We start from the raw sequence: 19,622 nt of genomic DNA, 5'->3' as shown, positions 1-19,622 counted from the left end.
GAGACGCCATGATCCGATCCCTCATCGCGGCCGCCGCCGCCTTCGTCCTCCTCGCCGTCGCGCCGATCGCCGCCTCCGCGGCCGACCCGGAGAACACGCTGGTGCTCGAAACCACCAAGGGCCGCGTGGTGATCGCGCTCCGGCCGGACCTCGCGCCCAAGCACGTGGCGCACGTCAAGGCGCTGGTCGGTCAGAAGTTCTACGACGGCATCGTCTTTCACCGCGTGATCGACGGCTTCATGGCCCAGACAGGCGATCCGACGGGCACGGGCATGGGCGGATCCGATCTGCCCGACGTGCCGGCCGAGTTCACAGACACCCACTTCGGCCGCGGCGTGGTGGGGGCGGCGCGGTCGCAGGACCCCGACAGCGCCAACTCCCAGTTCTTCATCATGTTCGCCGATGGCGGCTTCCTCAACGGCCAGTACACCGTCTGGGGCGAGGTGACCGAGGGCATGGAGAACGTGGACAAGATCAACAAGGGCGAACCCCCGGCCGATCCGGACAAGATCGTGACGGCGCGGCTGGCGTCGCAGCCCTGAAGTTTCCCAAGCGAAAGAGAAGGAGGCCCTCGCAATGGCCGAGTACAAAGATCCGGAAAACACCCTGGTGATCGAGACCACCAAGGGTCGCGTGGTGATCGAGATGCGCCCCGACGTGGCGCCGAACCATGTGGCGCACATCAAGAAACTCGTCCGTGAAGGCTTCTACGACGGGATCGTGTTCCACCGGGTGATCGAGGGCTTCATGGCCCAGACCGGCTGCCCGCGGGGCACCGGCACCGGCGGCTCGCAGTACCCGGACCTGAAGGCGGAGTTCAACAACGAGCCGCACGTCCGCGGCACCGCCTCGATGGCGAGGGCGCAGAACCCGAACAGCGCCAACAGCCAGTTCTTCATCTGCTTCGACGACGCCCGCTTCCTGGACAAGCAGTACACCGTCTGGGGCAAGGTGATCGAAGGCATGGAGAACGTGGACCAGATCAAGCGCGGCGAGCCGGTCCGTGATCCGGACAAGATGGTCAGCGTCAAGGTCGCAGCCGACATCGCGGCATGAGAAATAGGGTGTCGTCGGTTTACCGACGGCACCTCTTTTGCTGGGGGCGACCATGTCCAAGATTGTGAAGCGGAAGTATACTGTCCGAGACTGGCGGAAGCTACTGCCCATCACAGATCGCCTCAAGTATCGGCGCAACTCTCTGGTTAGCCGGATCTACTGTTCTCGTCAAAGCCCGGATACCGAGGCCGTGTTGCGCGCCCTTGCCGAGCGGGGGCACCCGAAGCTCCTCGCGACGATCGCTTTCAACAAACCCTGGCTTATCGACCTGATGGTCCGCGCTGTCGCCCGGCACATGCCGCAATGGCGGCTCATCGTCGCCGACAACTCAAACCAAGCACAGGCTCGCGACGAGATCCGCCGGATATGCGACAGCGCCGGTGTGCTCTACGTCGGGCTGCCGCCGAACCCGGAGTGGAGCATCAACCGGAGTCATGGAATCGCCATCAACTGGATTGTCCGCAACGTGATCCTGAAGGCTCGCCCTGTGAGCTTCGGCGTGCTCGACCACGATTGCTTCCCGTTCGGTCCGGATCCAGTCTCGCACGTCATTGAAAATCAACCCGTTTACGGACTGGAAAGAACGTCCCGGTTCGCGCCGGGCGCATGGTATCTGTGGCCCGGATATGCGTTCTTCAATCTCGCGTCCCTTGGCGATGTGACGTTCGACTTCAATCATGACCAGTCGCTCTGGCTAGACACAGGCGGGTGCAACTGGCACTCGATCTACAAGGGTCTCGATCGCGCAACGCTTTTGTTTCCAAGCGAACCAGCGGACGACGAGCATCCCGCCGGCCTCGTGAATAATGCCGGCGCCTTCGTCGACCGGACTTTCTGCCACATCGGAAGCATGGGACACCGTTCGGAGGCGGGGCGTCAGGAGCACGTTGCGGCGCTCCGCGGATTGATTGAGCAGTCCATCGCAGAGCCGACCTGAACTGGCCCTTGGACCGGGGTAACGTCTATGCGCGTGTCCTGTTTTGACTTCGAGCTTCCGTCGGAACGGATTGCCCTTCGCCCGGCGGATCCGCGCGATGCAGCACGCATGCTCGTCGTTCGCCCCGGAAGGACGCTCGAAGATCGCGGCGTCGGCGACCTTGCCGACCTGCTGCGGCCCGGCGATGCGCTGGTGTTCAACGACACCCGGGTGATCCCTGCGCAGTTGGAGGGCGTTCGCCTTCGTGACGGCGTCGAGCCCGTCCGGTTCTCCGCCACCCTGCACATGCGCGTTGCAGCCGATCGCTGGAAGGCGTTCGTCAAGGGCGCCAGGAAGCTGAAGCCGGGCGATCGCATCCGTTTCGGGGATGGCGCGGAGTCCGGCGGGATGGTCTGCCTGCTCGGCAGGCTGGAGGGTTCGGTGGCCGAGAAGGGCGAGGAGGGCGACGTGACGTTCGCCTTCGACCTGACCGGTCCGGCTCTCGACGAGGCCATCGCGGCGGTCGGGCATATTCCGCTGCCGCCTTACATTGCGGCCAAGCGGCCGGAGGACGAGCGCGACCGGGCGGACTACCAGACCATCTATGCGCGGGAGGAGGGGGCGGTTGCTGCCCCGACTGCGGGCCTGCACTTCACGCCACGCTTGTTCGACGCCCTCGACGCGCGAGGCGTGGAGCGCCACTTCGTGACATTGCATGTCGGCGCCGGCACGTTCCTTCCGGTCAAGGCCGAGGATACGGCGGAGCACAGGATGCACGCCGAGATCGGGTCCGTTTCGACGGAAACCGCGGCTGCGCTGAATGCGGTCCGGGCGCGCGGCGGGCGGATCGTCGCCGTCGGCACCACGTCGCTGCGATTGCTGGAGAGCGCCACGGGCGAGGACGGGATCATCCGTCCGTTCGCCGGGCCGACCGAGATCTTCATCACGCCTGGCTATCGGTTCCGGGCGGTGGACGTCTTGATGACCAACTTCCACCTGCCGAAGTCGACCCTGTTCATGCTGGTGTCCGCCTTTTCCGGCCTGGAGACGATGCGTGCCGCCTATGCGCATGCGATCGCCTCGGGATACCGATTCTACTCCTATGGCGATGCTTCGCTGCTGTTTCCATGCGAAGGCGCGGCAGGTTAGAACGGGCGAGCCGGCACGAATGGGGCAACGACGATGCGGCTGATCTTCCTCGGACTTCTCGCGGTGACCCTGATGACGGGATGCGTTCATGCCGGGCCAGACGGTGGCCTTGCCGGCGGTCCGTGGACGGTGTCGGCGGTCGCCGGCGCTCTCGTGGCGGCAGGAGACCGGGCGCCTACGCTGAACTTCGCCGAGGGAAAGGTTTCCGGATTCTCGGGCTGCAATCGCTTTTCGGGGCCGATGCGGGTGCAGGCGGACCGGCTGGACTTCGGACCGATGGCCGCCACCAAGATGGCCTGCCTGGATGCGGCCGCCAACGAGGCGGAGCGGGTGTTCCTCCAGGCCCTGACGCGGCAGGTGAAGACCTGGGCAATCGAGAACGGGCGGCTGTTGCTGCGAGACGCGAGCGGCGCCGTCGTTATCGAGGCCGGACGCTGACCGGCATTGCGAGGCGGGGCCGGCCGCACTATGACCGGCGACATCCCTCCGACAGCCGCGTGACCTCGCCTTGAACAGCCCCTCGACCGAAGACAAGCCGCCCTTTTCCTTCCGCCTGATCGCCACCGACGGCATGGCGCGGCGCGGCGAGATCACGACGCCGCACGGCGTGGTGCGCACCCCGGCCTTCATGCCGGTGGGCACGCAGGGCACCGTGAAGGCTATGTTCATGGACGATGTCCGCGCGACGGGCGCGGACGTGGTTCTCGGCAACACCTACCACCTGATGCTGAGGCCCGGTGCGGAGCGTGTCGCGGCGCTGGGCGGGCTGCACCGCTTCTCCACGTGGCCGCACACGATCCTCACCGATTCCGGCGGCTTCCAGGTGATGTCGCTGGCGCAGCTGCGCAAGCTGGACGAGAAGGGAGTCACCTTCCAGAGCCACATCGACGGGCGGCGTTACGAACTGACGCCGGAGCGCTCGATCGAGATCCAGGGCCTCCTCGGTTCGGACATCCAGATGCAGCTCGACGAGTGCGTGCGCCTGCCGGCCGATCCCGGCGAGGTGGAGCGCGGCATGCGCCTCAGCCTGCGCTGGGCAGAGCGGAGCCGGCAACAGTTCGAGCTGATGCGCGGGCCGCAGAAAGGGCAGGGGCTCTATGGCATCGTCCAGGGCGGCGATGTGCCTGCGCTCCGGGTCGCGAGCGCGACAGGGCTCCAGGAGATCCCGTTCGAAGGATACTCCGTCGGCGGGCTGGCCGTCGGAGAGCCACAGGCGGTGATGCTGGAGATGCTGCGGATCACCACGCCGGTGCTGCCGGAAGACAAGCCCCGCTACCTCATGGGCGTCGGCACACCCGACGACATCGTGGAGAGCGTCGCGCGCGGCATCGACCAGTTCGACTGCGTGATGCCGACGCGGGCCGGGCGGCACGGACTGGCCTACACGCGCTTCGGCAAGATCAACCTGAAGAACGCCAGGCACGCCGAGGATCCGCGGCCGCTCGACGAGGAAAGCGCGTGTCCGGCGGCGCGGGACTACAGTCGGGCCTACCTCCACCACCTCGTGCGGACCGGCGAAACGCTGGGCGCAATGCTGCTGACCTGGGCGAACGTCGCCTACTACCAGACGCTGATGCAGGGCATCCGGGACGCCATCGAGGCACAGCGCTACGCGGCCTTCGTAGCCGAGACGAAGCGGGGGTGGGAGATCGGGGACCTGCCGGCGCGCTGACGTCCGGTCAGGCCGACACGCGCGCCTGCTTCAGCAGCTGGCAGCCGGAGATCCTCCAGCTGCCGTCCGGCTGCTGCTCCAGGGCATAGAGCGCGGTCCATTCCTCGCCGTCTTGGTCGACGAGGAACACCTCCTGAAGGTAGCCGGCGCCGTTCTCCTTGAGGCGGCCGAAGGCCACGGACTTCGCTCCATAGACCGGCGCGTAGCCGGACTTGACCATCGACATGAAGATGTCGGGGCTGGGGAAGATGCGCTGGATGCCCGGCGAGGCGAACCCGTAGGCCGTCTGACCGTCGCCAGCGCTGAGCGCCTTCAACTGGCCGTCGATGACGGAGCGGATGGCCGCTCCCGCATCCTCGGCCGATGCCGGTGTGACAAGAAGCGTGAACCCAATCAACCACCCCGCAAGACGCTTCATCGCATCCTCCTCAGGAGCCCGGTTCGGGATCGGCCGACAAAAGGACGGCCAAAGCATCCTCTTGTCAGAAGCCTAGCATTCGAAGCCGCCACGGAAAGGGGCATGGCGCGAAAAAAGTCGCAATCGGCCGGTCATCCGTCGTTGGAGGCGTTGAGATCTTGCGGATGGATGGCCGCGCCGGTGCCGGCACCCAGCAGATCGAGCGGATCGAAGACGAGTACCGCCTCGATGCCGAGCGACTCGGCGAGCGCTGCGGCCTGGGTGCGGGCGTCCCTCAGCGGGGTGCCGAAGGGGATCCGGTGCGCCGGCCCCGTGGGCGGCCGAAAATCCAGGTAGGCGCGGGCGCCGCCATCGTCGCCGCGATAGACGTGGAGGCGGAGGGCGCCGGAGGCTTCAGGGGCATCCGGATCGGTCGTCAGCTTGGGCAAGGCGGGCTCCGTGGCGCTGAAGGTTGCGGTGAGACAACGCAGCCGGCCGGCAAGGGTTCGCACGGCTGGCAACCTGGCGCGGCGCACTCCCGGGAGAGGAGAGTGCCCGCTTGCCCACAGGCCTGCCATTCGCGGAGATGCGTACGGCAGAAGTGTCATCTTCCTGCCGTGAAAATGCGGTGGTAATCCGCGACATGAGCAAACGCGCCTCGGCGATTCAGAGTGTCACATGACTGTTGCCGGCTCGACGTCGCAGATCCCAACGATATCCCAGGCAGCCGGCCGCTTTCGCCGGCGCCTGATCGCGATCATCGGCGCGGGCTTGCTCGCCTCCGGCGTGCTTGCCGGCAGTTGGGCGGGGTTCCTGCAGGTCAGCGGCAACTTCCATGAGGTTGTCGCCGGCGAACTCTACCGCTCCGGCCAGCTCAGTCCCGACCGCCTGATGGAGGAGATCGCCGACCGCGGTATCCGCACGGTAATCAACCTGCGTGGCGAAAGCCGGGGCACACCCTGGTACGATCAGCAGAAGCAGGTGCTGGACGCGGCGCACGTGACCTTCATCTCGTTTCCATGGTCCGATCGACGCGAGCCCTCCGCCGAACAGGTGGACGCCTATCTGAAGGCTGTCCGGGAAAGCCCGAAGCCCATCCTGGTGCATTGCAAGGCGGGAGCCGACCGGACCGGGCTCGCCTCGGCGCTTTATCTCGCCGCGGTGAAGGGCGCGAACGAGGAGACGGCGGAATGGCAGTTGTCGTTCCGCTACGGCCATGTCTCGGTGCCCTACACCCCCGCCTATCCCATGACGCGAGCCTTCGAGCGCCTGGAGCCGGCGCTCGGCTATCCTGGCTCGTGAGCAGTTGCGAAAGCAGCCCTCGTCGGCTATGTCAGTCCCGTCCGAGGGTGGCCCGACCCGCCGCCATCGAGCGTTTCGCTTCCCGGACACCGCAGGCTTTGGATATAGGCGTTCCAGGTCCGCGTACGAGCGCGTAGCTCAGCCGGTAGAGCACGTGACTTTTAATCATGGGGTCGTGGGTTCGAGTCCCACCGCGCTCACCATTTCTCCCTTCTCCGTACCCGCGAAACGGTGGCAGTTCGTTCCAGAGCGACGGGTGACAACCGGCCTGGTCTGAATGCCGCATTCAAGTCTGCGTTGGTAGGGCTGATCGACGATCATGCCTCAATTCTGCATCAGATTTGCAATAAATTCCTATCTGGAACATAGTAATGCGTAGCAATGATAACTACTTTTCCTGCAGGTAGGAGACGTGGAAGAGGGTGAAATCTGGCCGTCGTTCACCGATAAGGAACCTTGAACGACTAGGCTGCATCGGTTCCAGTTTGGCCGGCCGATGCACTCGATCAGAACAAAGACATCGATCTTCATTACTCTGGTTCTTGCATCCAGCCTCGCCCTCGTGGTGGCGGGGGCCGCCTACTATACGCAAACGAGCACCCGCGCCCTGTTCGACCGGCAGATCCAATCGGCGGTCGAGCGCCAGGCGCGCCTGGTCCGCGCCGACCTGGCCCGTGCGCAAGCGACCGCGCGGGCGATCGCGGCGGCGGCGGAATCGCAGTTGCAGTCCCGGCGCACGGACCGGGCGCAGCTGAAGGAATACCTGCGCCTCAACCTGGCCGCCGAACCCACGTTGTTCGGAACCTGGCTGGTCTTCCGCCCCGATGCCTTCGACGGGAACGACGCGGCGTTCGCCGGCACGCCGGGCCATGACCGCAATGGGATGATCAACTACTACTACATCCGGCAGGGCGAGGAGGCGGTCCTCAACGTCTACGACGTCACCACCGACCAGACCGAGCAGCTGGAGCGCGACTGGTTCGCCGTGTCGTTCCGCTCCGGCCAGGAAGCGATCATCGAACCCTATCTGGAGACCTTCGACGGGGCGCAGGGCGATACGAGCGTCATGATGACGTCGGTCACCCGGCCGGTGTTCGATCCGCAAGGCAATCCGATCGGCGTCGCGGGCGTCGACCTGACGCTCGCCGGCCTGCAGTCCCTCGTGGCGCCGGAGAAGGTGGCCGGCGATGGGGAGGCGGCGCTGCTGTCGTCGCGGGGGATCATCGTGGCGCACCCGCGGGCCGCCCTGCTGGGGAAGGATGCGCTGCTTTCAGGCTACTCCTCCGATGTTGTGATGGCCGCGGCGCTGGGGCAGCGGGAGCAGGAGGTCGTCGAAGGCCCATCCGGACCCGAACTCCATGTGGCGGAACCCGTGGACTTCTCGCTGCCCGGACAGGCCTGGTCTTACGTGTTCCGGATCCCGATCGCTACGATCGAGGAAAGCAGCAGGACGCTCTGGCGCGGCCTGACGATCCTCGGGCTGGCGCTTCTGGTGCTCGCGGGCGCGGCGGGGGCCTGGGCCGGCAGCAGCGTGGCGCGTCCTATCCAGACGCTGACGCGGATCATGCGGGCGATCGCCGACGGGCAACTGGACCTGCCGGTGCCCGTAGCCAAATCGTCCGACGAGATCGGCGACATGACGCGGGCCCTGGCGAAGTTCCGCGACGCGGCCCTGGAGCGGGCCGAACTGGAATCCACCATGGTGGACCTGAAGAGCCACAACCGCGCGGTGGAGATCCTCAACGGCGAACTGCGGCGGCAGAACGCGCGGTTTGACGCGGCTCTGACCAACATGAGCCAAGGCCTGTGCATGCTGGATCCGGACTACCGGGTCACCGTGTTCAACAGCAATTTCCTGTCGCTCTACGGTTTGTCGGCCGATGTGGTGAAGCCTGGCATCTCGATGCGCGACGTCCTGGAGCACTACGGCGAGATCACCGGCCAGACTCCGGACGTGCTGGAGCAGCAGATCGCGTCCAGCTACGCGCGGTTGATGAGCGGGCGGGCGTCGTTGATCCACCAGAAACTGGACGATGGCCGTATCATCGAGGTGAGCTACGAGCCGATGGACGGCGGCGGCTGGGTCAACACCTACGAGGACGTCACGGAGCGCCGGAAGGCGGAGGAGCGGATCGCCCACCTCGCCCGCCACGATCCGCTGACCGACCTGCCGAACCGCACGCTCTTCCACGAACGTCTTGCCGAGGATCTGTCCGAGAGCCGCCAGGTGGGCGTGCTCTACATGGACCTCGACCGCTTCAAGCCCGTGAACGACACGCTCGGCCACCACATCGGTGACGAACTCCTGAAGGCGGTGGCCGGCCGGGTCCGCGACGCGGTGATGCCGGACGATATCGTCGCGCGTTTCGGCGGCGACGAGTTCGGCGTTCTGCGGACCGGCTGCACTCCCGGGGAAGCGGCGGAACTGGCATCCCGCATCCTTAATCAGGTCGGGATGCCATTCGAGATCGAGGGTCATCAGGTCAACGTCGGCGTCAGCATCGGCATCACGGTCTCCGATCCGGGAACCGACGCCGGGGAACTGCTGAAGGAGGCCGATCTCGCGCTCTACCGCGCCAAGGCGGACGGGCGAATGACCTATCGCTTCTTCGAGCCCAGCATGGACGCGGCGATCCGCGAGCGTCGCGCCCTGGAGATGGATCTGCGGCTGGCGATCCTCAACAACGAACTCTCGGTCCACTATCAGCCGATCGTCACCGTCAACGGCGGCCGGATCGTATCCTGCGAGGCGCTGATGCGCTGGCGCCATCCGGTGCGCGGGCTGGTTTCGCCGGCCTTGTTCGTGCCCATCGCGGAAGAGGCGGGACTGATCGGGCAACTCGGCCGGTGGGTGTTGCTGCGTGCCTGCCACGATGCCCGGAACTGGCCGAGCGACGTCAAGGTGGCGGTCAACTTCTCGGCCGCGCAGTTCTGCGGCTGCCACATCCCCGACCTCGTGCGCGAGGCGATCGCCGAGACGGGCCTGGAAACCCGCCGACTGGAGCTGGAGATCACCGAAAGCGTCCTGATCCAGAACAGCGAATCCGTGCTCCAGGTGCTCCAGGAACTGAACGCGATGGGGGTGACAATCGCCATGGACGACTTCGGCACCGGCTATTCCAGCCTCGGTTACCTCCGGCGGTTCCCGTTCGACAAGATCAAGATCGACCAGTCCTTCATCGCTGACCTGACCCGCAGCTCTGAAGCGCAGGCCATCGTGGCCGCGATCGTGGGCCTCGGGACGACGCTGGCGATGACGACGACGGCCGAGGGCGTGGAAACGGAGGAGCAACTGGTGCTCTTGAAGGCGATCGGTTGCCAGCAGGCGCAGGGGTTCCTGTTCGCCCGGCCGGTGCCGGCTGACCAGCTCAGCTTCGCCCCGTCGGTGCCCCGTCCCGTGGCGCTCGTTTGAGCGTTGCCTGGAACGATTCTGTTCAACGAGAATTATGGAGCCACGGGCGTCATCCCGCGGCCCCTCGACGCCCATGGCTGGAACCGCCGCGCTAACAAACGGCGGTTCCAGTCCCAGCCGTGGCTGACTTCACGAAAAGTTTTGTCGCCAGATGGGGCGTCGAGGGCGACCATCTCCTCTGGCTCAGACAAGCCGGAGGCCGAACGATGCGCGTTGCTCCTCTCCTGACCGGTGCCGCGGTGGCGGTGCTGGCCCAATGTGCGGTGATCTCGCTTGCCGCGGCGCAGCCCGCGCCGGCACCGCTGCCGGAAGCCCCGCCGACCACCACGGTGACGCCGCAGGATGCGCAAACGCCGCCGCTGCCGCAGACCGTGCGCAAGCCGATCCTGCCGATCCAGCAGCGTAAGAGCGGCTGCGAGCGTCAGGCCATCTCCTAGGCTGGCGGCTGCCCACCGGATTGTCCGATGAACGAGGGAGGGCCGGCTTTGCCGGCCGTCAGACCTTGAGCTTGGACATGATCTTCTCCAGGAAGCCCAGGATCAGGGCGGAGAAGACGAAGGCCATGTGGACGATCGTGAGCCACATGATCTTGGAGTCGGTATAGCTGTCGGCGTTGAGGAAGACCTGGAGCAGGTGGATCGAGGAGATCGCCACGATCGACGAGGCGACCTTGATCTTGAGGCTGCCGCTGTCGAGCTTGCCCAGGAACGAGATTTCGCCGTCGGCCCCGTCCAGGCGGCTGACGAAATTCTCGTAGGACGACAGCATCACCATGACGATCAGGCTGGCGACGAGCGTCGCGTCGATCAGGCCGAGCATGGCGAGGATCATGTCCGATTCGTCGTAGGTGAAGGTGTTGACCATCACCTTGAACAGTTTGTAGCCGAACGAAATCGCGTAGATCCCGAGGGCGATGGCGAGCCCCATGTTGAAGACCACCAGGATCCAGCGACTGGCCAGGAGCGTCCGCTCGATCAGGTTCTCCATTCTGTGCAAGGCGCCGCTCCCGTGCTTCGACCATCCGTGGTTTCTACCTAGCCCGAAGCGCTCCAGCCGTGAAGCCGCCAGACGAGGAATGCGGCGACAAGCGGCAGGCACAATGCTATGGAACGATTCAATCCTGCCGCGCCGATCGTCCTCCGCGGGCCCTCGTGCTCGGCGGCGCGGTGCGTTTCCATTCGCCGTCCCTCCGGGGACAGGCCAGTCCGCCGACCGGAGTTTCCCGTGCCGCATTTCATCCGGATCGGTGCGTTCTTCTTCCTGAACGCCTTTCTGATCGGCAGTTGGCTGACCCGTGTCCCCGACTTCCTGGCCGACCTGTCGATCGACAAGGCGACGATGGGGCTGGCGCTGTTCGCCGCTCCGATCGGCACGGTCTGCACGATCCCGTTCGTGGGGCGGTGGATCGAGCGGAGTTCGCCGGCGCGCGTGGCGTTCACCTCGGTGATCCTGCTGTCGCTGTCGCTGCTCCCGATCGCCGTGGCGCCAAGCTGGCCGATGCTGGCGATCGCGATCTTCCTGTCCGGCGCTGCCAACGCGGGCATGGAGGTTTCGATCAACTCGGCCGCCGATGCGTCGGAAAAGGCGCGGGGGCACAAGATCATGTCGCGCTGCCACGGTTTCTGGAGCCTCGGGATCATGGCCGGCGCGCTGGTTGCCGGCGCGCTGGCGCAAGAGGGCGTCTCCTTCCGGGTGCATCTGCCGCTGGCCTGTGCAGGGGGGTCCTGGCGGGCCTGCTGATCCGCCCCTGGTTGCCGCCGGAAACCTACCGGACGGTGGAACGGCCTACCGGCCAGGGACGCGCGCCGCTGTTCGCGCTGCCCGACCGCAGCGTCGCAGGCGCCTGCGCGATGGCCGTCGGCATCACCCTCGCCGAAGGCGCCATTTACGACTGGGGCACCCTCTACATGCGTGAAGTGATGGCTGCGTCGCCGTTCATGGCCGGCGCAGGCTATGCCATCTTCGCGCTGTCGATGGCCGCGGGGCGGTTCGGCGGCGACATCGTCCGAGCCCGGTTCACGGCGCCCGCCATCGTCCGCGGCTGCGCCTTCGCCACGGGAGTCGGCCTGGTGCTTCTGGTGAATGCTCCGTCCGTCGCGGTCGCCTGCCTCGCCCTGGCGCTGATGGGCGGCGGCGTCAGCCTGGTGTTCCCGATCGCCGTCACCGCCGTGGCCGCGCGAAGCGGGTCCAGCGCCGCGGCGAACCTCGCCGGGCTGACGCTGGCGGTGATGACGTCGCTTTTGATCGCGCCGCCGGCGATCGGCTTCCTGGGCCACAGCTTCGGACTTGCGGCGGCGCTTCTGTCGACGCTGCCGTTCGTGATCCTGACCGGGTTGCTTGCTGGGCAGGCAAGGGCCGAGCCGGACGCCCCGGGTCTTTCATCGACGGCGGAGAGGGCCTAGGCTCTTCCGTTCAAAGGTCGTTCCGAGCGGGAGAGTTGGCATGAAGGCTGTGCGCGTCCATGAAGTCGGCGGTCCGGAAGTCCTCAAGGTCGAGGACGTGGAGGTGCCGGTGCCTGGTGCGGGGGAGGCCCTGATCCGCCACACCGTGATCGGCGTGAACTTCATCGACACCTATTTCCGCTCTGGCCTCTACAAGGCGCCGACACCGCTTCCGTTCACGCCGGGCAGCGAAGGCGCCGGCGTGGTGGAGGCCATCGGCCCCGGCGTAAGCGAGGTGGCGGTCGGCGACCGGGTCGTCTACGCCGGCAGCGTCGGCGCCTACGCGGAGTATCGCACAATGCCGGCCGACCGGCTGGTGCCGATACCGGACAACGTGGACGACAGGACGGCGGCGGCGGTTCTTCTCAAGGGACTGACCGCGCAGTTTCTGGTGACGCAAACCTTCAAGGTGGAGCCGCACCACAGGGTGCTCTTCCATGCGGCGGCCGGCGGCGTCGGGCTGATCGCCGGACAGTGGCTGAAGTCGATCGGCGCGACGACGATCGGGACGGTCGGATCGCCGGACAAGGTCGAACTCGCGCGACAGGCCGGTTACACGCACATCGTCGACTACCGCGCGGAGGATTTCGTGTCGCGCGTTGCCGAGATCACCGGCGGCGAGAAGTGCGACGTTGTCTACGACTCGGTGGGCAAAGACACCTTTCCGGCCTCGCTCGACTGCCTGCGGATGCGCGGACTGTTCGTCTCGTTCGGAAACTCGTCGGGCGCGGTGCCGCCGTTCGAGATGATCCTGCTGTCCCAGAAGGGCTCGCTCTTCGCCACCCGGCCGACGCTGTTCCACTATTTCGCCAAGCGGGAGGACCTGCTCGCCGGGGCAGCGGACCTTTTCGACAAGGTGGCCAAAGGCATCGTCACGGTAGAGATCGGGCAGGAGTTCGCCCTCGACGACGTGGTCGGGTGCCATCAGGCTCTGGCTTCGCGGAGCACCCGCGGGTCGACGATCCTGATTCCCTGACGGGCGCGATGTCCGACCGATCGCGCCATCTGGTGTCTCCGGCGCTGCGATACTTTGCAGCGGTCGCGCGGTTTGGTTCGTTCCGGGCCGCGGCGCGGGAGCTCAATGTCGCGTCGTCGGCAGTCAACCGGCAGATCCTCGGGCTGGAAGCGGATCTCGGCGTGGCGCTGTTCGAGCGGATCGGCCGGAGCATCCGGCTTAGTCCGTCCGGGGAGGTGCTGCTGCGCCACGTCACCGACGCGATCCGGGATTTCGAGGATGCGGCGGCGGAGATCGATGCTCTCAAGGGGCTGAAGCGCGGCCGCGTCGCCATTGCGACCGTGGAGAGCGTGGCACAGGACGTGTTGCCGGAGATCGTACGTCTCTTCCTCCAATCCCATCCCGGCATCGACGTGATCGTGACCGTCGCGGGGTCGGACGAGGCCACGCGTCTGGTGGCGGAGGGTGATGCCGACCTGGCGTTCACATTCAATCCTGAAGAGGGCCGGCGGCTGGACGTGGTGCTTCGGCGGGTCTTGATGATCGGCGCCGTGGTGACGCCGGACCATCCCCTCGCGTCTTTCGCGACCGTACGACTGACGGACTGCCTGCGCTTCCCGCTCGCCCTGCCGGCGCGGGGGCTCTCGATACGCGCGGCGCTGGAGGCGACGTCCGCTTTCCGATCGAGCGGGCCGCGAGTGGCGGTGGAGAGTTCGACGCTGAGCTTCATGCGCGCGGTGGCGCGGGGCGGCCGGCATGTGGCGTTCCAGACGCTGATGGACCTGGGGCCGGATCTCGAAAGCGGCAAGCTCGTCTTCAAGCCGCTGGTGGACGCGGATCTCCTGCTGGACAAGTTCGCGCTGGTCGTTAGGTCGGACCGGACGCTGAAACTTGCCGCGGCGACTTTCCATTCGTTCGCCATGCAGGAACTTGCGCGGCGGATGCCGGTGGATGATGCCGAAACGGCAACGGCAAGATCTTGAAATAGCACTTTCGCGGACGGCAAGAGTCATGCGATCGTTTTCTCGGCACGCGTAAAAAAGCGGCGCTGCTTCAACAGCGACTGGCGGGCCAAGGGGGACAGACATTGGGCCGACTGACTACGCACGTACTCGACACGGCGTCAGGGCTGCCAGCCGTGGGTCTGGTCGCCGAGCTCTTCAGAGTGGGGCCGGACGGCACCTTCGCGCTCGTGAAATCGGTGGTCACCAACGATGACGGCCGGGTCGACGGCGGTGTGCTGGACGAGAGCGAGTTCGCCATCGGACTCTACGAACTGCAATTCCACGCGGGCGACTATCTGCGGATCGAAGGGCACGCGCTGCCGGATCCCGCATTTCTGGATGTCATTCCGATCCGGTTCGGGATCGCCGATGCAAGCCGCCACTACCATGTGCCGCTGCTGCTCTCGCCCTATGGCTATTCCACCTATCGGGGGAGCTGACCCATGAGGGACAAGGTCCGCATGGTCCGCAAGGGCCGGATCGTCGAGGTGGCGGATGCCGGCCCGACGGAAACCCTTCTGGACTACCTTCGCCTGCGGGAACGAGCTTGCGGCACCAAAGAGGGCTGCAACGAGGGTGACTGCGGCGCCTGCACGGTGGCGGTCGGCGAGGTGGGGCCGGATGGCCGGATCACCTATCGGCCGGTGAACAGCTGCATCCAGTTCGTCGGGCAGGTGGACGGCAAGGAAGTCGTCACGGTGGAGGATCTGGCTGAAGGCGGGACGCTCCATCCGGTACAGCAGGCGATGGTGGATCATCACGGGTCGCAATGCGGCTTCTGCACGCCTGGGATCGTGATGAGCCTGTTCGCGCTCTACCACGACGAAGCGCGGGGCACCGCGCCGACCCGCACCACGATCGACGAGTGGCTGGCGGGCAATCTCTGCCGCTGCACGGGTTACCGTCCGATCGTGGACGCGGCGCGGGCCGTGCTCGCCGGTCCGCCGGATGACCAGTTCACGCGCGCGGAGGCCGAAACGGCGGGTCTGCTCCAGTATCTCAACGACAGGTCCGATCTCTTCGTCGGCAACCAGGACGCCTTTTTCGCCGCGCCGCGGAGCATCGCCTCGCTGGCGGCTCTCTACGAGCGGCATCCCGACGCGACGCTTGTGGCTGGCGCGACCGACGTCGGTCTGTGGATCACCAAGCAGTTCCGTCCGGTCGCCAAGCTCATCCACCTCGGCCGGGTGGAGGATCTCGACCGGATCGAGGACGTCGGCAACGCGGTGATCATCGGCGCGACTGCGACCTACGAGAAGGCGCTGGACGCCCTCGACGCGATCGACCAGGACATCGCCAGCCTGATCAAGCGGATCGGCTCGCGGCAGGTGCGCGCCTCGGGCACGGTGGGCGGCAACGTTGCGAACGGGTCGCCGATCGGAGACACACCGCCGGTGCTGATCGCGCTCGGTGCGACATTGGAGCTGGTGCGCGGCGAGACGGGCCGGGCGATCCCGATCGAGGACTTCTTCATCGACTACGGCAAGCAGGACCGCCGGCCGGGCGAGTTCGTGGCCGGGCTGCTGGTGCCGAAGCTGGCGCTAGGGCAGGTGTTCCGGGCCTACAAGATCTCCAAGCGGTTCGACCAGGATATCTCCGCCGTGCTCGGGGCCTTCCTGTTCACCATCGAGAACGGCGTGATCCGCGATGCGCGCGTCGCCTTCGGCGGGATGGCCGGCGTACCGAAGCGCGCGACGACGGTGGAGGCCAAACTGATCGGCGCGGTTCCGGCCCAGGCATCGTCGTGGCACGATGCGTTCGAGGCGATGGCCGAGGATTTCACGCCGCTGACCGACATGCGCGCGAGCGCCCACTACCGGCTGGAGACCGCGCGGGCGCTGCTCGCCAAGGCGCTGGTGGAGGCCGCGGGCGCTTCGAGCGAGCGGACGCGGTTGATCGGCCGGCGGACCGCGGCTGAGACGGAGGTTGCCCATGTCGGCGCTGGAGAGTGATCGCGACCCGACGCAGGACGGCACCTTCTCCGTCGTCCGGCAGCCGCTGCACCACGACAGCGCGGCCAAGCACGTCACGGGCTCGGCGGCCTATATCGACGACATGCGCGAGCCTGAGGGCCTGCTGCACGTGGCGCCGGGCTGGTGCCCGAACATCACGCGCGGGACCCTCACCGCGGTGAACTACGACAAGGTACGGGCCGTGCCGGGCGTGGTGGCGATCGTCACGGCCGCTGACGTGCCGGGGGTTAACGACTGCTCGCCCTCCATCGGGGGCGATCCGATCTTTGCCGACGGAACGATCGAGTTCTGGGGGCAGGTGGTGTTCGCGGTGGTCGCGACCAGCCGGGAGGCGGCCCGGCGCGCGGCGCGGCTCGCCACCTTCGAAGGCGCGCCGGAAAAGCCGATCATCACCATCGAGGACGCGCAGGCCGCCAACAGCCACGTGCTCCCGGAGTACCGCTTCGGCCGCGGCGACGTGGCGACTTCGCTGGCGAACGCGCAACGGCGGCTCGACGGTCGGCTCGTGATCGGCGGACAGGAGCATTTCTACCTGGAAGGCCAGGTGGCGATGGCCGTCCCCGGCGAGGACGGCGACATGCACGTCTTCTCGTCGACGCAGCACCCGACGGAAGTCCAGCATCTCGTCGCCAAAGCGCTCGCCATCCCGGACGCCGCCGTGACGGCCGAGGTCCGGCGGATGGGCGGCGGCTTCGGCGGCAAGGAAAGCCAGGCGAGCCAGTGGGCGGTGATCGCTGCGATCTGCGCCCGCGTCACCGGGCGGCCGTGCAAGATGCGGCTGGACCGCGACGACGACATGGTGATGACCGGCAAGCGGCACGACGACGTCGCGAGCTTTTCCGTCGGCTACGATCCCGAAGGGCGCATATTGGCGACGCAGCTGGAGTTCGCGGCGCGCTGCGGCTACTCCGCCGACCTGTCGCTGGGCGTCAACGACCGGACCATGTTCCACGCCGACAACGCCTACTACTATCCGGCGGTGTCGATCCGCTCGGAGCGGCTGAAGACGAACACCTGTTCTAACACCGCCTTCCGCGGTTTCGGCGGCCCGCAGGGCGTGGCCGCGGCGGAGCGGATCATGGACAGCCTCGCCGTGCTGACCGGGCTCGACCCGCTGGAAGTGCGCAAACGGAACTTCTACGGCCCCGGCCGGGACCTCACGCCGTTCAGCCAAAAGGTTGAGGACAATCTCCTTCCTGAACTGATCGCAGAGTTGGAGCGCAGCTCCGACTACTGGCGGCGGCGCAACGAGGTAAAGGCGTTCAACGGCCGGAACCGGATCCTGAAAAAGGGGCTGGCGCTGACGCCGATCAAGTTCGGCATCTCGTTTACGCTAATCCATCTCAACCAGGCGGGATCACTGGTCCACGTCTATACCGACGGTTCGGTGCACCTGAACCACGGCGGCACGGAGATGGGCCAGGGGCTCAACACCAAGGTCGCGCAGGTGGTGGCCGAAGAGTTCGGCTTACCGCTCGACAAGGTCCGGATCACCGCCACGTCGACCGGAAAGGTGCCAAACACCTCGCCCACGGCCGCATCGTCCGGGTCGGACCTCAACGGCATGGCCGCGCAGACGGCCTGCCGGGAGATCAAGGCCCGGCTGGTCGCCTTCGTCTCGGAGGGTTACGGCACGCCGGCGGATCAGATCGCCTTCCGCGACGGGCAGGTGATCATCGGCAACGGATCGGTGCCATTCCCGGAGATCGTGAAGAAGGCCTATCTGGCGCGTATCCAACTGTCGGCGGCGGGCTACTACAAGACGCCGAAGATCACCTGGAACCGCGATACGGCGGAGGGGAGGCCGTTCCTCTACTTCGCCTACGGCGCCGCGGCCTCCGAGGTTACGATCGACACGATGACCGGCGAGATGAAGGTGGACCGCGTCGACATCCTGCACGACGTCGGCAAGTCGCTGAATCCGGCGATCGACATCGGCCAGATCGAAGGCGCCTTCGTCCAGGGCATGGGCTGGTGCACGACGGAGGAACTGGTGTGGGACGACCGCGGGCGGCTGCGCACGCACGCGCCGTCGACCTACAAGATCCCGGCCTGTTCGGACGTGCCGGACGATTTCCGGTGTGCCCTGTTCGAGAGCGAGGGCACGCGGGAGACGACCATCTTCCGGTCCAAAGCGGTGGGTGAGCCGCCGCTGATGCTGGGCCTTTCCGTGTTCTCGGCGATCTTCGATGCCATCGCCAGCCTGAAGCCGGGCACCGTTCCGCCGCTGGACCTGCCCGCTACGCCGGAAGCGATCATGCGGGCGGTGACCGCCATGCGGAGGGGCGACGCGTGATGCCGATGCGGACCAACCGATTGTCGCGGGAGGGACGGGCGCGATGAGATCCGTCTTCGCCACGTTGGCGCGCTGCCTCGCGTCCAATCCCGTCGTCGCCCTGGTGACGGTGGTCGGTGCGCGCGGCTCGACGCCGCGCGAGGCAGGGGCGCGCATGGTGGTGACGGCGTCCGGCGACATTGCCGGAACGGTGGGCGGCGGCCGGCTGGAGCTGGAGGCGATCGAGACGGCGAAGGCGCTGCTGGCTACTGGAACCGATACGTTCGCGACGCGCGACTTCGCGCTCGGCCCGAGCCTCGGCCAGTGCTGCGGAGGACATGTGACGCTCGGCATCGAGACGATCACCGCGGCGCGACGCGGCGATATCGAGGCACTGGCGGAGCGCGAGGCGGGGGGCGGGCTGATGACCTCAGCGACTGTCCGGCCGGGTGCCGGACTCGTCCGCGTGCCGCTCGACGAGACAGCGGCGGCGGCCACGGCGTTCTTTGCGGGCGACGGCAGTCTGGTGGAGGCCTTCGGACCGCGGCGGCGCAGGCTCTACCTGTTCGGCGCGGGCCATGTCGGCCGGGCGCTGGTGTTCGCGCTCGCGCCGCTGCCGTTCGATGTGATCTGGGTGGACGAGCGGCGCGACATGTTCCCCGCGATGGTGCCGCAATCGGTTGATCTGGTCGTGACGGACGGGCCAGCGACCATCATTGCGGATGCACCGCCGGGAGCTTTCGCACTGATCATGACGCACGATCACGGGGTCGACCTCGACATCTTGCATGCGGCCTTGAAATCGGGTGCCCTTGGCTATGTCGGGCTGATCGGAAGCGCCACTAAGCGCGCCAGATTCGAAAGCCGTTTGAGGACACTGGGGCTTGGTCCTCAAGCGTCATGTGAATTCAGATGCCCGATCGGAGTGCCGGGCATACAATCCAAGGAACCGGCGATGATCGCTGCGGCGGTAGCGGCGGAACTGCTGATCGAAGACGAGCGGATCCGGGCGGCGGACGGTGTTCCGTCCAAGCCGCTGATCGCGGCCATCAGCTGAGGCGGGGGCGAAC

20 protein-coding genes and 1 tRNA gene are annotated in these 19,622 nt (G+C 66.7%); 18 read left to right on the top strand and 3 right to left on the bottom strand.

Annotation, left to right across the window (positions count from 1 at the left end):
• Nucleotides 1-8: 8 nt before the first annotated feature.
• The 6 genes from HZ321_RS13395 (at nucleotide 9) to tgt (ending at nucleotide 4,793) form a co-directional block, all read left to right on the top strand.
• Nucleotides 9-542, top strand: a complete 534-nt coding sequence (locus tag HZ321_RS13395) for a peptidylprolyl isomerase (RefSeq protein ID WP_181702857.1) — start codon at nucleotides 9-11, stop codon at nucleotides 540-542.
• A 34-nt stretch (nucleotides 543-576) separates the two neighbouring features.
• Complete coding sequence (locus HZ321_RS13390) at nucleotides 577-1,056, top strand: peptidylprolyl isomerase (RefSeq protein ID WP_181702856.1); 480 nt, start codon at nucleotides 577-579, stop codon at nucleotides 1,054-1,056.
• Nucleotides 1,057-1,108: 52 nt separating this feature from the next.
• Complete coding sequence (locus tag HZ321_RS13385; RefSeq protein WP_181702855.1) at nucleotides 1,109-1,993, top strand: hypothetical protein; 885 nt, start codon at nucleotides 1,109-1,111, stop codon at nucleotides 1,991-1,993.
• Between the two features lie 27 nt (nucleotides 1,994-2,020).
• Nucleotides 2,021-3,121: a tRNA preQ1(34) S-adenosylmethionine ribosyltransferase-isomerase QueA gene (gene queA / locus HZ321_RS13380; protein ID WP_181702854.1), complete on the top strand. Its 1,101-nt coding sequence runs from the start codon at nucleotides 2,021-2,023 to the stop codon at nucleotides 3,119-3,121.
• A gap of 33 nt (nucleotides 3,122-3,154) precedes the next feature.
• On the top strand, nucleotides 3,155-3,559 hold the full coding sequence (locus tag HZ321_RS13375) for an META domain-containing protein (protein WP_181702853.1): 405 nt from the start codon (nucleotides 3,155-3,157) through the stop codon (nucleotides 3,557-3,559).
• A gap of 70 nt (nucleotides 3,560-3,629) precedes the next feature.
• Nucleotides 3,630-4,793 carry a tRNA guanosine(34) transglycosylase Tgt gene (gene tgt, locus HZ321_RS13370; RefSeq protein WP_280514491.1) on the top strand — a complete coding sequence of 388 codons (1,164 nt, stop codon included), beginning with the start codon at nucleotides 3,630-3,632 and terminating at the stop codon, nucleotides 4,791-4,793.
• 7 nt (nucleotides 4,794-4,800) lie between these two features.
• Here the strand turns inward: tgt and HZ321_RS13365 are convergent, their stop codons facing one another.
• Nucleotides 4,801-5,211, bottom strand: a complete 411-nt coding sequence (locus tag HZ321_RS13365) for a DUF4864 domain-containing protein (RefSeq protein ID WP_181702852.1) — start codon at nucleotides 5,209-5,211, stop codon at nucleotides 4,801-4,803.
• A gap of 131 nt (nucleotides 5,212-5,342) precedes the next feature.
• Nucleotides 5,343-5,639: a hypothetical protein gene (locus tag HZ321_RS13360; protein ID WP_181702851.1), complete on the bottom strand. Its 297-nt coding sequence runs from the start codon at nucleotides 5,637-5,639 to the stop codon at nucleotides 5,343-5,345.
• Nucleotides 5,640-5,868: 229 nt separating this feature from the next.
• Between HZ321_RS13360 and HZ321_RS13355 the strand changes: the two genes are divergently transcribed.
• The 4 genes from HZ321_RS13355 to HZ321_RS13340 all read left to right on the top strand — a co-directional run bounded on the left by HZ321_RS13355 (nucleotide 5,869) and on the right by HZ321_RS13340 (nucleotide 10,341).
• Nucleotides 5,869-6,492: a fused DSP-PTPase phosphatase/NAD kinase-like protein gene (locus HZ321_RS13355; RefSeq protein WP_181702850.1), complete on the top strand. Its 624-nt coding sequence runs from the start codon at nucleotides 5,869-5,871 to the stop codon at nucleotides 6,490-6,492.
• A 127-nt stretch (nucleotides 6,493-6,619) separates the two neighbouring features.
• Nucleotides 6,620-6,695 (top strand) — tRNA-Lys (locus HZ321_RS13350).
• 293 nt (nucleotides 6,696-6,988) lie between these two features.
• Complete coding sequence (locus HZ321_RS13345; protein ID WP_181702849.1) at nucleotides 6,989-9,904, top strand: bifunctional diguanylate cyclase/phosphodiesterase; 2,916 nt, start codon at nucleotides 6,989-6,991, stop codon at nucleotides 9,902-9,904.
• Nucleotides 9,905-10,110: 206 nt separating this feature from the next.
• Nucleotides 10,111-10,341, top strand: a complete 231-nt coding sequence (locus HZ321_RS13340; RefSeq protein ID WP_181702848.1) for a hypothetical protein — start codon at nucleotides 10,111-10,113, stop codon at nucleotides 10,339-10,341.
• A gap of 58 nt (nucleotides 10,342-10,399) precedes the next feature.
• Here the strand turns inward: HZ321_RS13340 and HZ321_RS13335 are convergent, their stop codons facing one another.
• Nucleotides 10,400-10,891, bottom strand: coding sequence for a TIGR00645 family protein (locus tag HZ321_RS13335; protein ID WP_425305403.1), 492 nt, complete (start codon nucleotides 10,889-10,891; stop codon nucleotides 10,400-10,402).
• Between the two features lie 237 nt (nucleotides 10,892-11,128).
• Here HZ321_RS13335 and HZ321_RS13330 point away from each other — a divergent pair, with 237 nt between their 5' ends.
• The 8 genes from HZ321_RS13330 to xdhC all read left to right on the top strand — a co-directional run bounded on the left by HZ321_RS13330 (nucleotide 11,129) and on the right by xdhC (nucleotide 19,609).
• Nucleotides 11,129-11,644, top strand: a complete 516-nt coding sequence (locus tag HZ321_RS13330) for an MFS transporter (protein WP_181702846.1) — start codon at nucleotides 11,129-11,131, stop codon at nucleotides 11,642-11,644.
• 11 nt (nucleotides 11,645-11,655) lie between these two features.
• On the top strand, nucleotides 11,656-12,306 hold the full coding sequence (locus HZ321_RS13325) for an MFS transporter (protein ID WP_181702845.1): 651 nt from the start codon (nucleotides 11,656-11,658) through the stop codon (nucleotides 12,304-12,306).
• A gap of 40 nt (nucleotides 12,307-12,346) precedes the next feature.
• Nucleotides 12,347-13,321, top strand: a complete 975-nt coding sequence (locus HZ321_RS13320) for a quinone oxidoreductase family protein (protein ID WP_181702844.1) — start codon at nucleotides 12,347-12,349, stop codon at nucleotides 13,319-13,321.
• Between the two features lie 8 nt (nucleotides 13,322-13,329).
• Complete coding sequence (locus tag HZ321_RS13315) at nucleotides 13,330-14,283, top strand: LysR family transcriptional regulator (RefSeq protein WP_181702843.1); 954 nt, start codon at nucleotides 13,330-13,332, stop codon at nucleotides 14,281-14,283.
• Nucleotides 14,284-14,387: 104 nt separating this feature from the next.
• Nucleotides 14,388-14,744 (top strand): hydroxyisourate hydrolase, encoded by a 357-nt coding sequence (gene uraH, locus HZ321_RS13310; protein WP_181702842.1) that lies wholly within the window; start codon nucleotides 14,388-14,390, stop codon nucleotides 14,742-14,744.
• A 3-nt stretch (nucleotides 14,745-14,747) separates the two neighbouring features.
• Entirely contained in the window at nucleotides 14,748-16,256 is a 1,509-nt protein-coding gene (xdhA, locus tag HZ321_RS13305; protein WP_181702841.1) for a xanthine dehydrogenase small subunit, read from the top strand.
• Nucleotides 16,237-18,573, top strand: coding sequence for a xanthine dehydrogenase molybdopterin binding subunit (xdhB, locus tag HZ321_RS13300; protein ID WP_181702840.1), 2,337 nt, complete (start codon nucleotides 16,237-16,239; stop codon nucleotides 18,571-18,573). Before xdhA ends, xdhB begins: the two co-directional genes overlap by 20 nt.
• A gap of 64 nt (nucleotides 18,574-18,637) precedes the next feature.
• Nucleotides 18,638-19,609, top strand: coding sequence for a xanthine dehydrogenase accessory protein XdhC (gene xdhC / locus HZ321_RS13295; RefSeq protein WP_244635849.1), 972 nt, complete (start codon nucleotides 18,638-18,640; stop codon nucleotides 19,607-19,609).
• Nucleotides 19,610-19,622: the final 13 nt, after the last annotated feature.

Source organism: Chthonobacter albigriseus (assembly GCF_013839445.1).
GTDB classification, from domain to species: Bacteria; Pseudomonadota; Alphaproteobacteria; order Rhizobiales; family Pleomorphomonadaceae; genus Chthonobacter; species Chthonobacter albigriseus.
The sequence above is the reverse complement of the archived record's forward strand: the minus strand, read 5'-3'. Positions and strand labels throughout refer to the sequence as shown.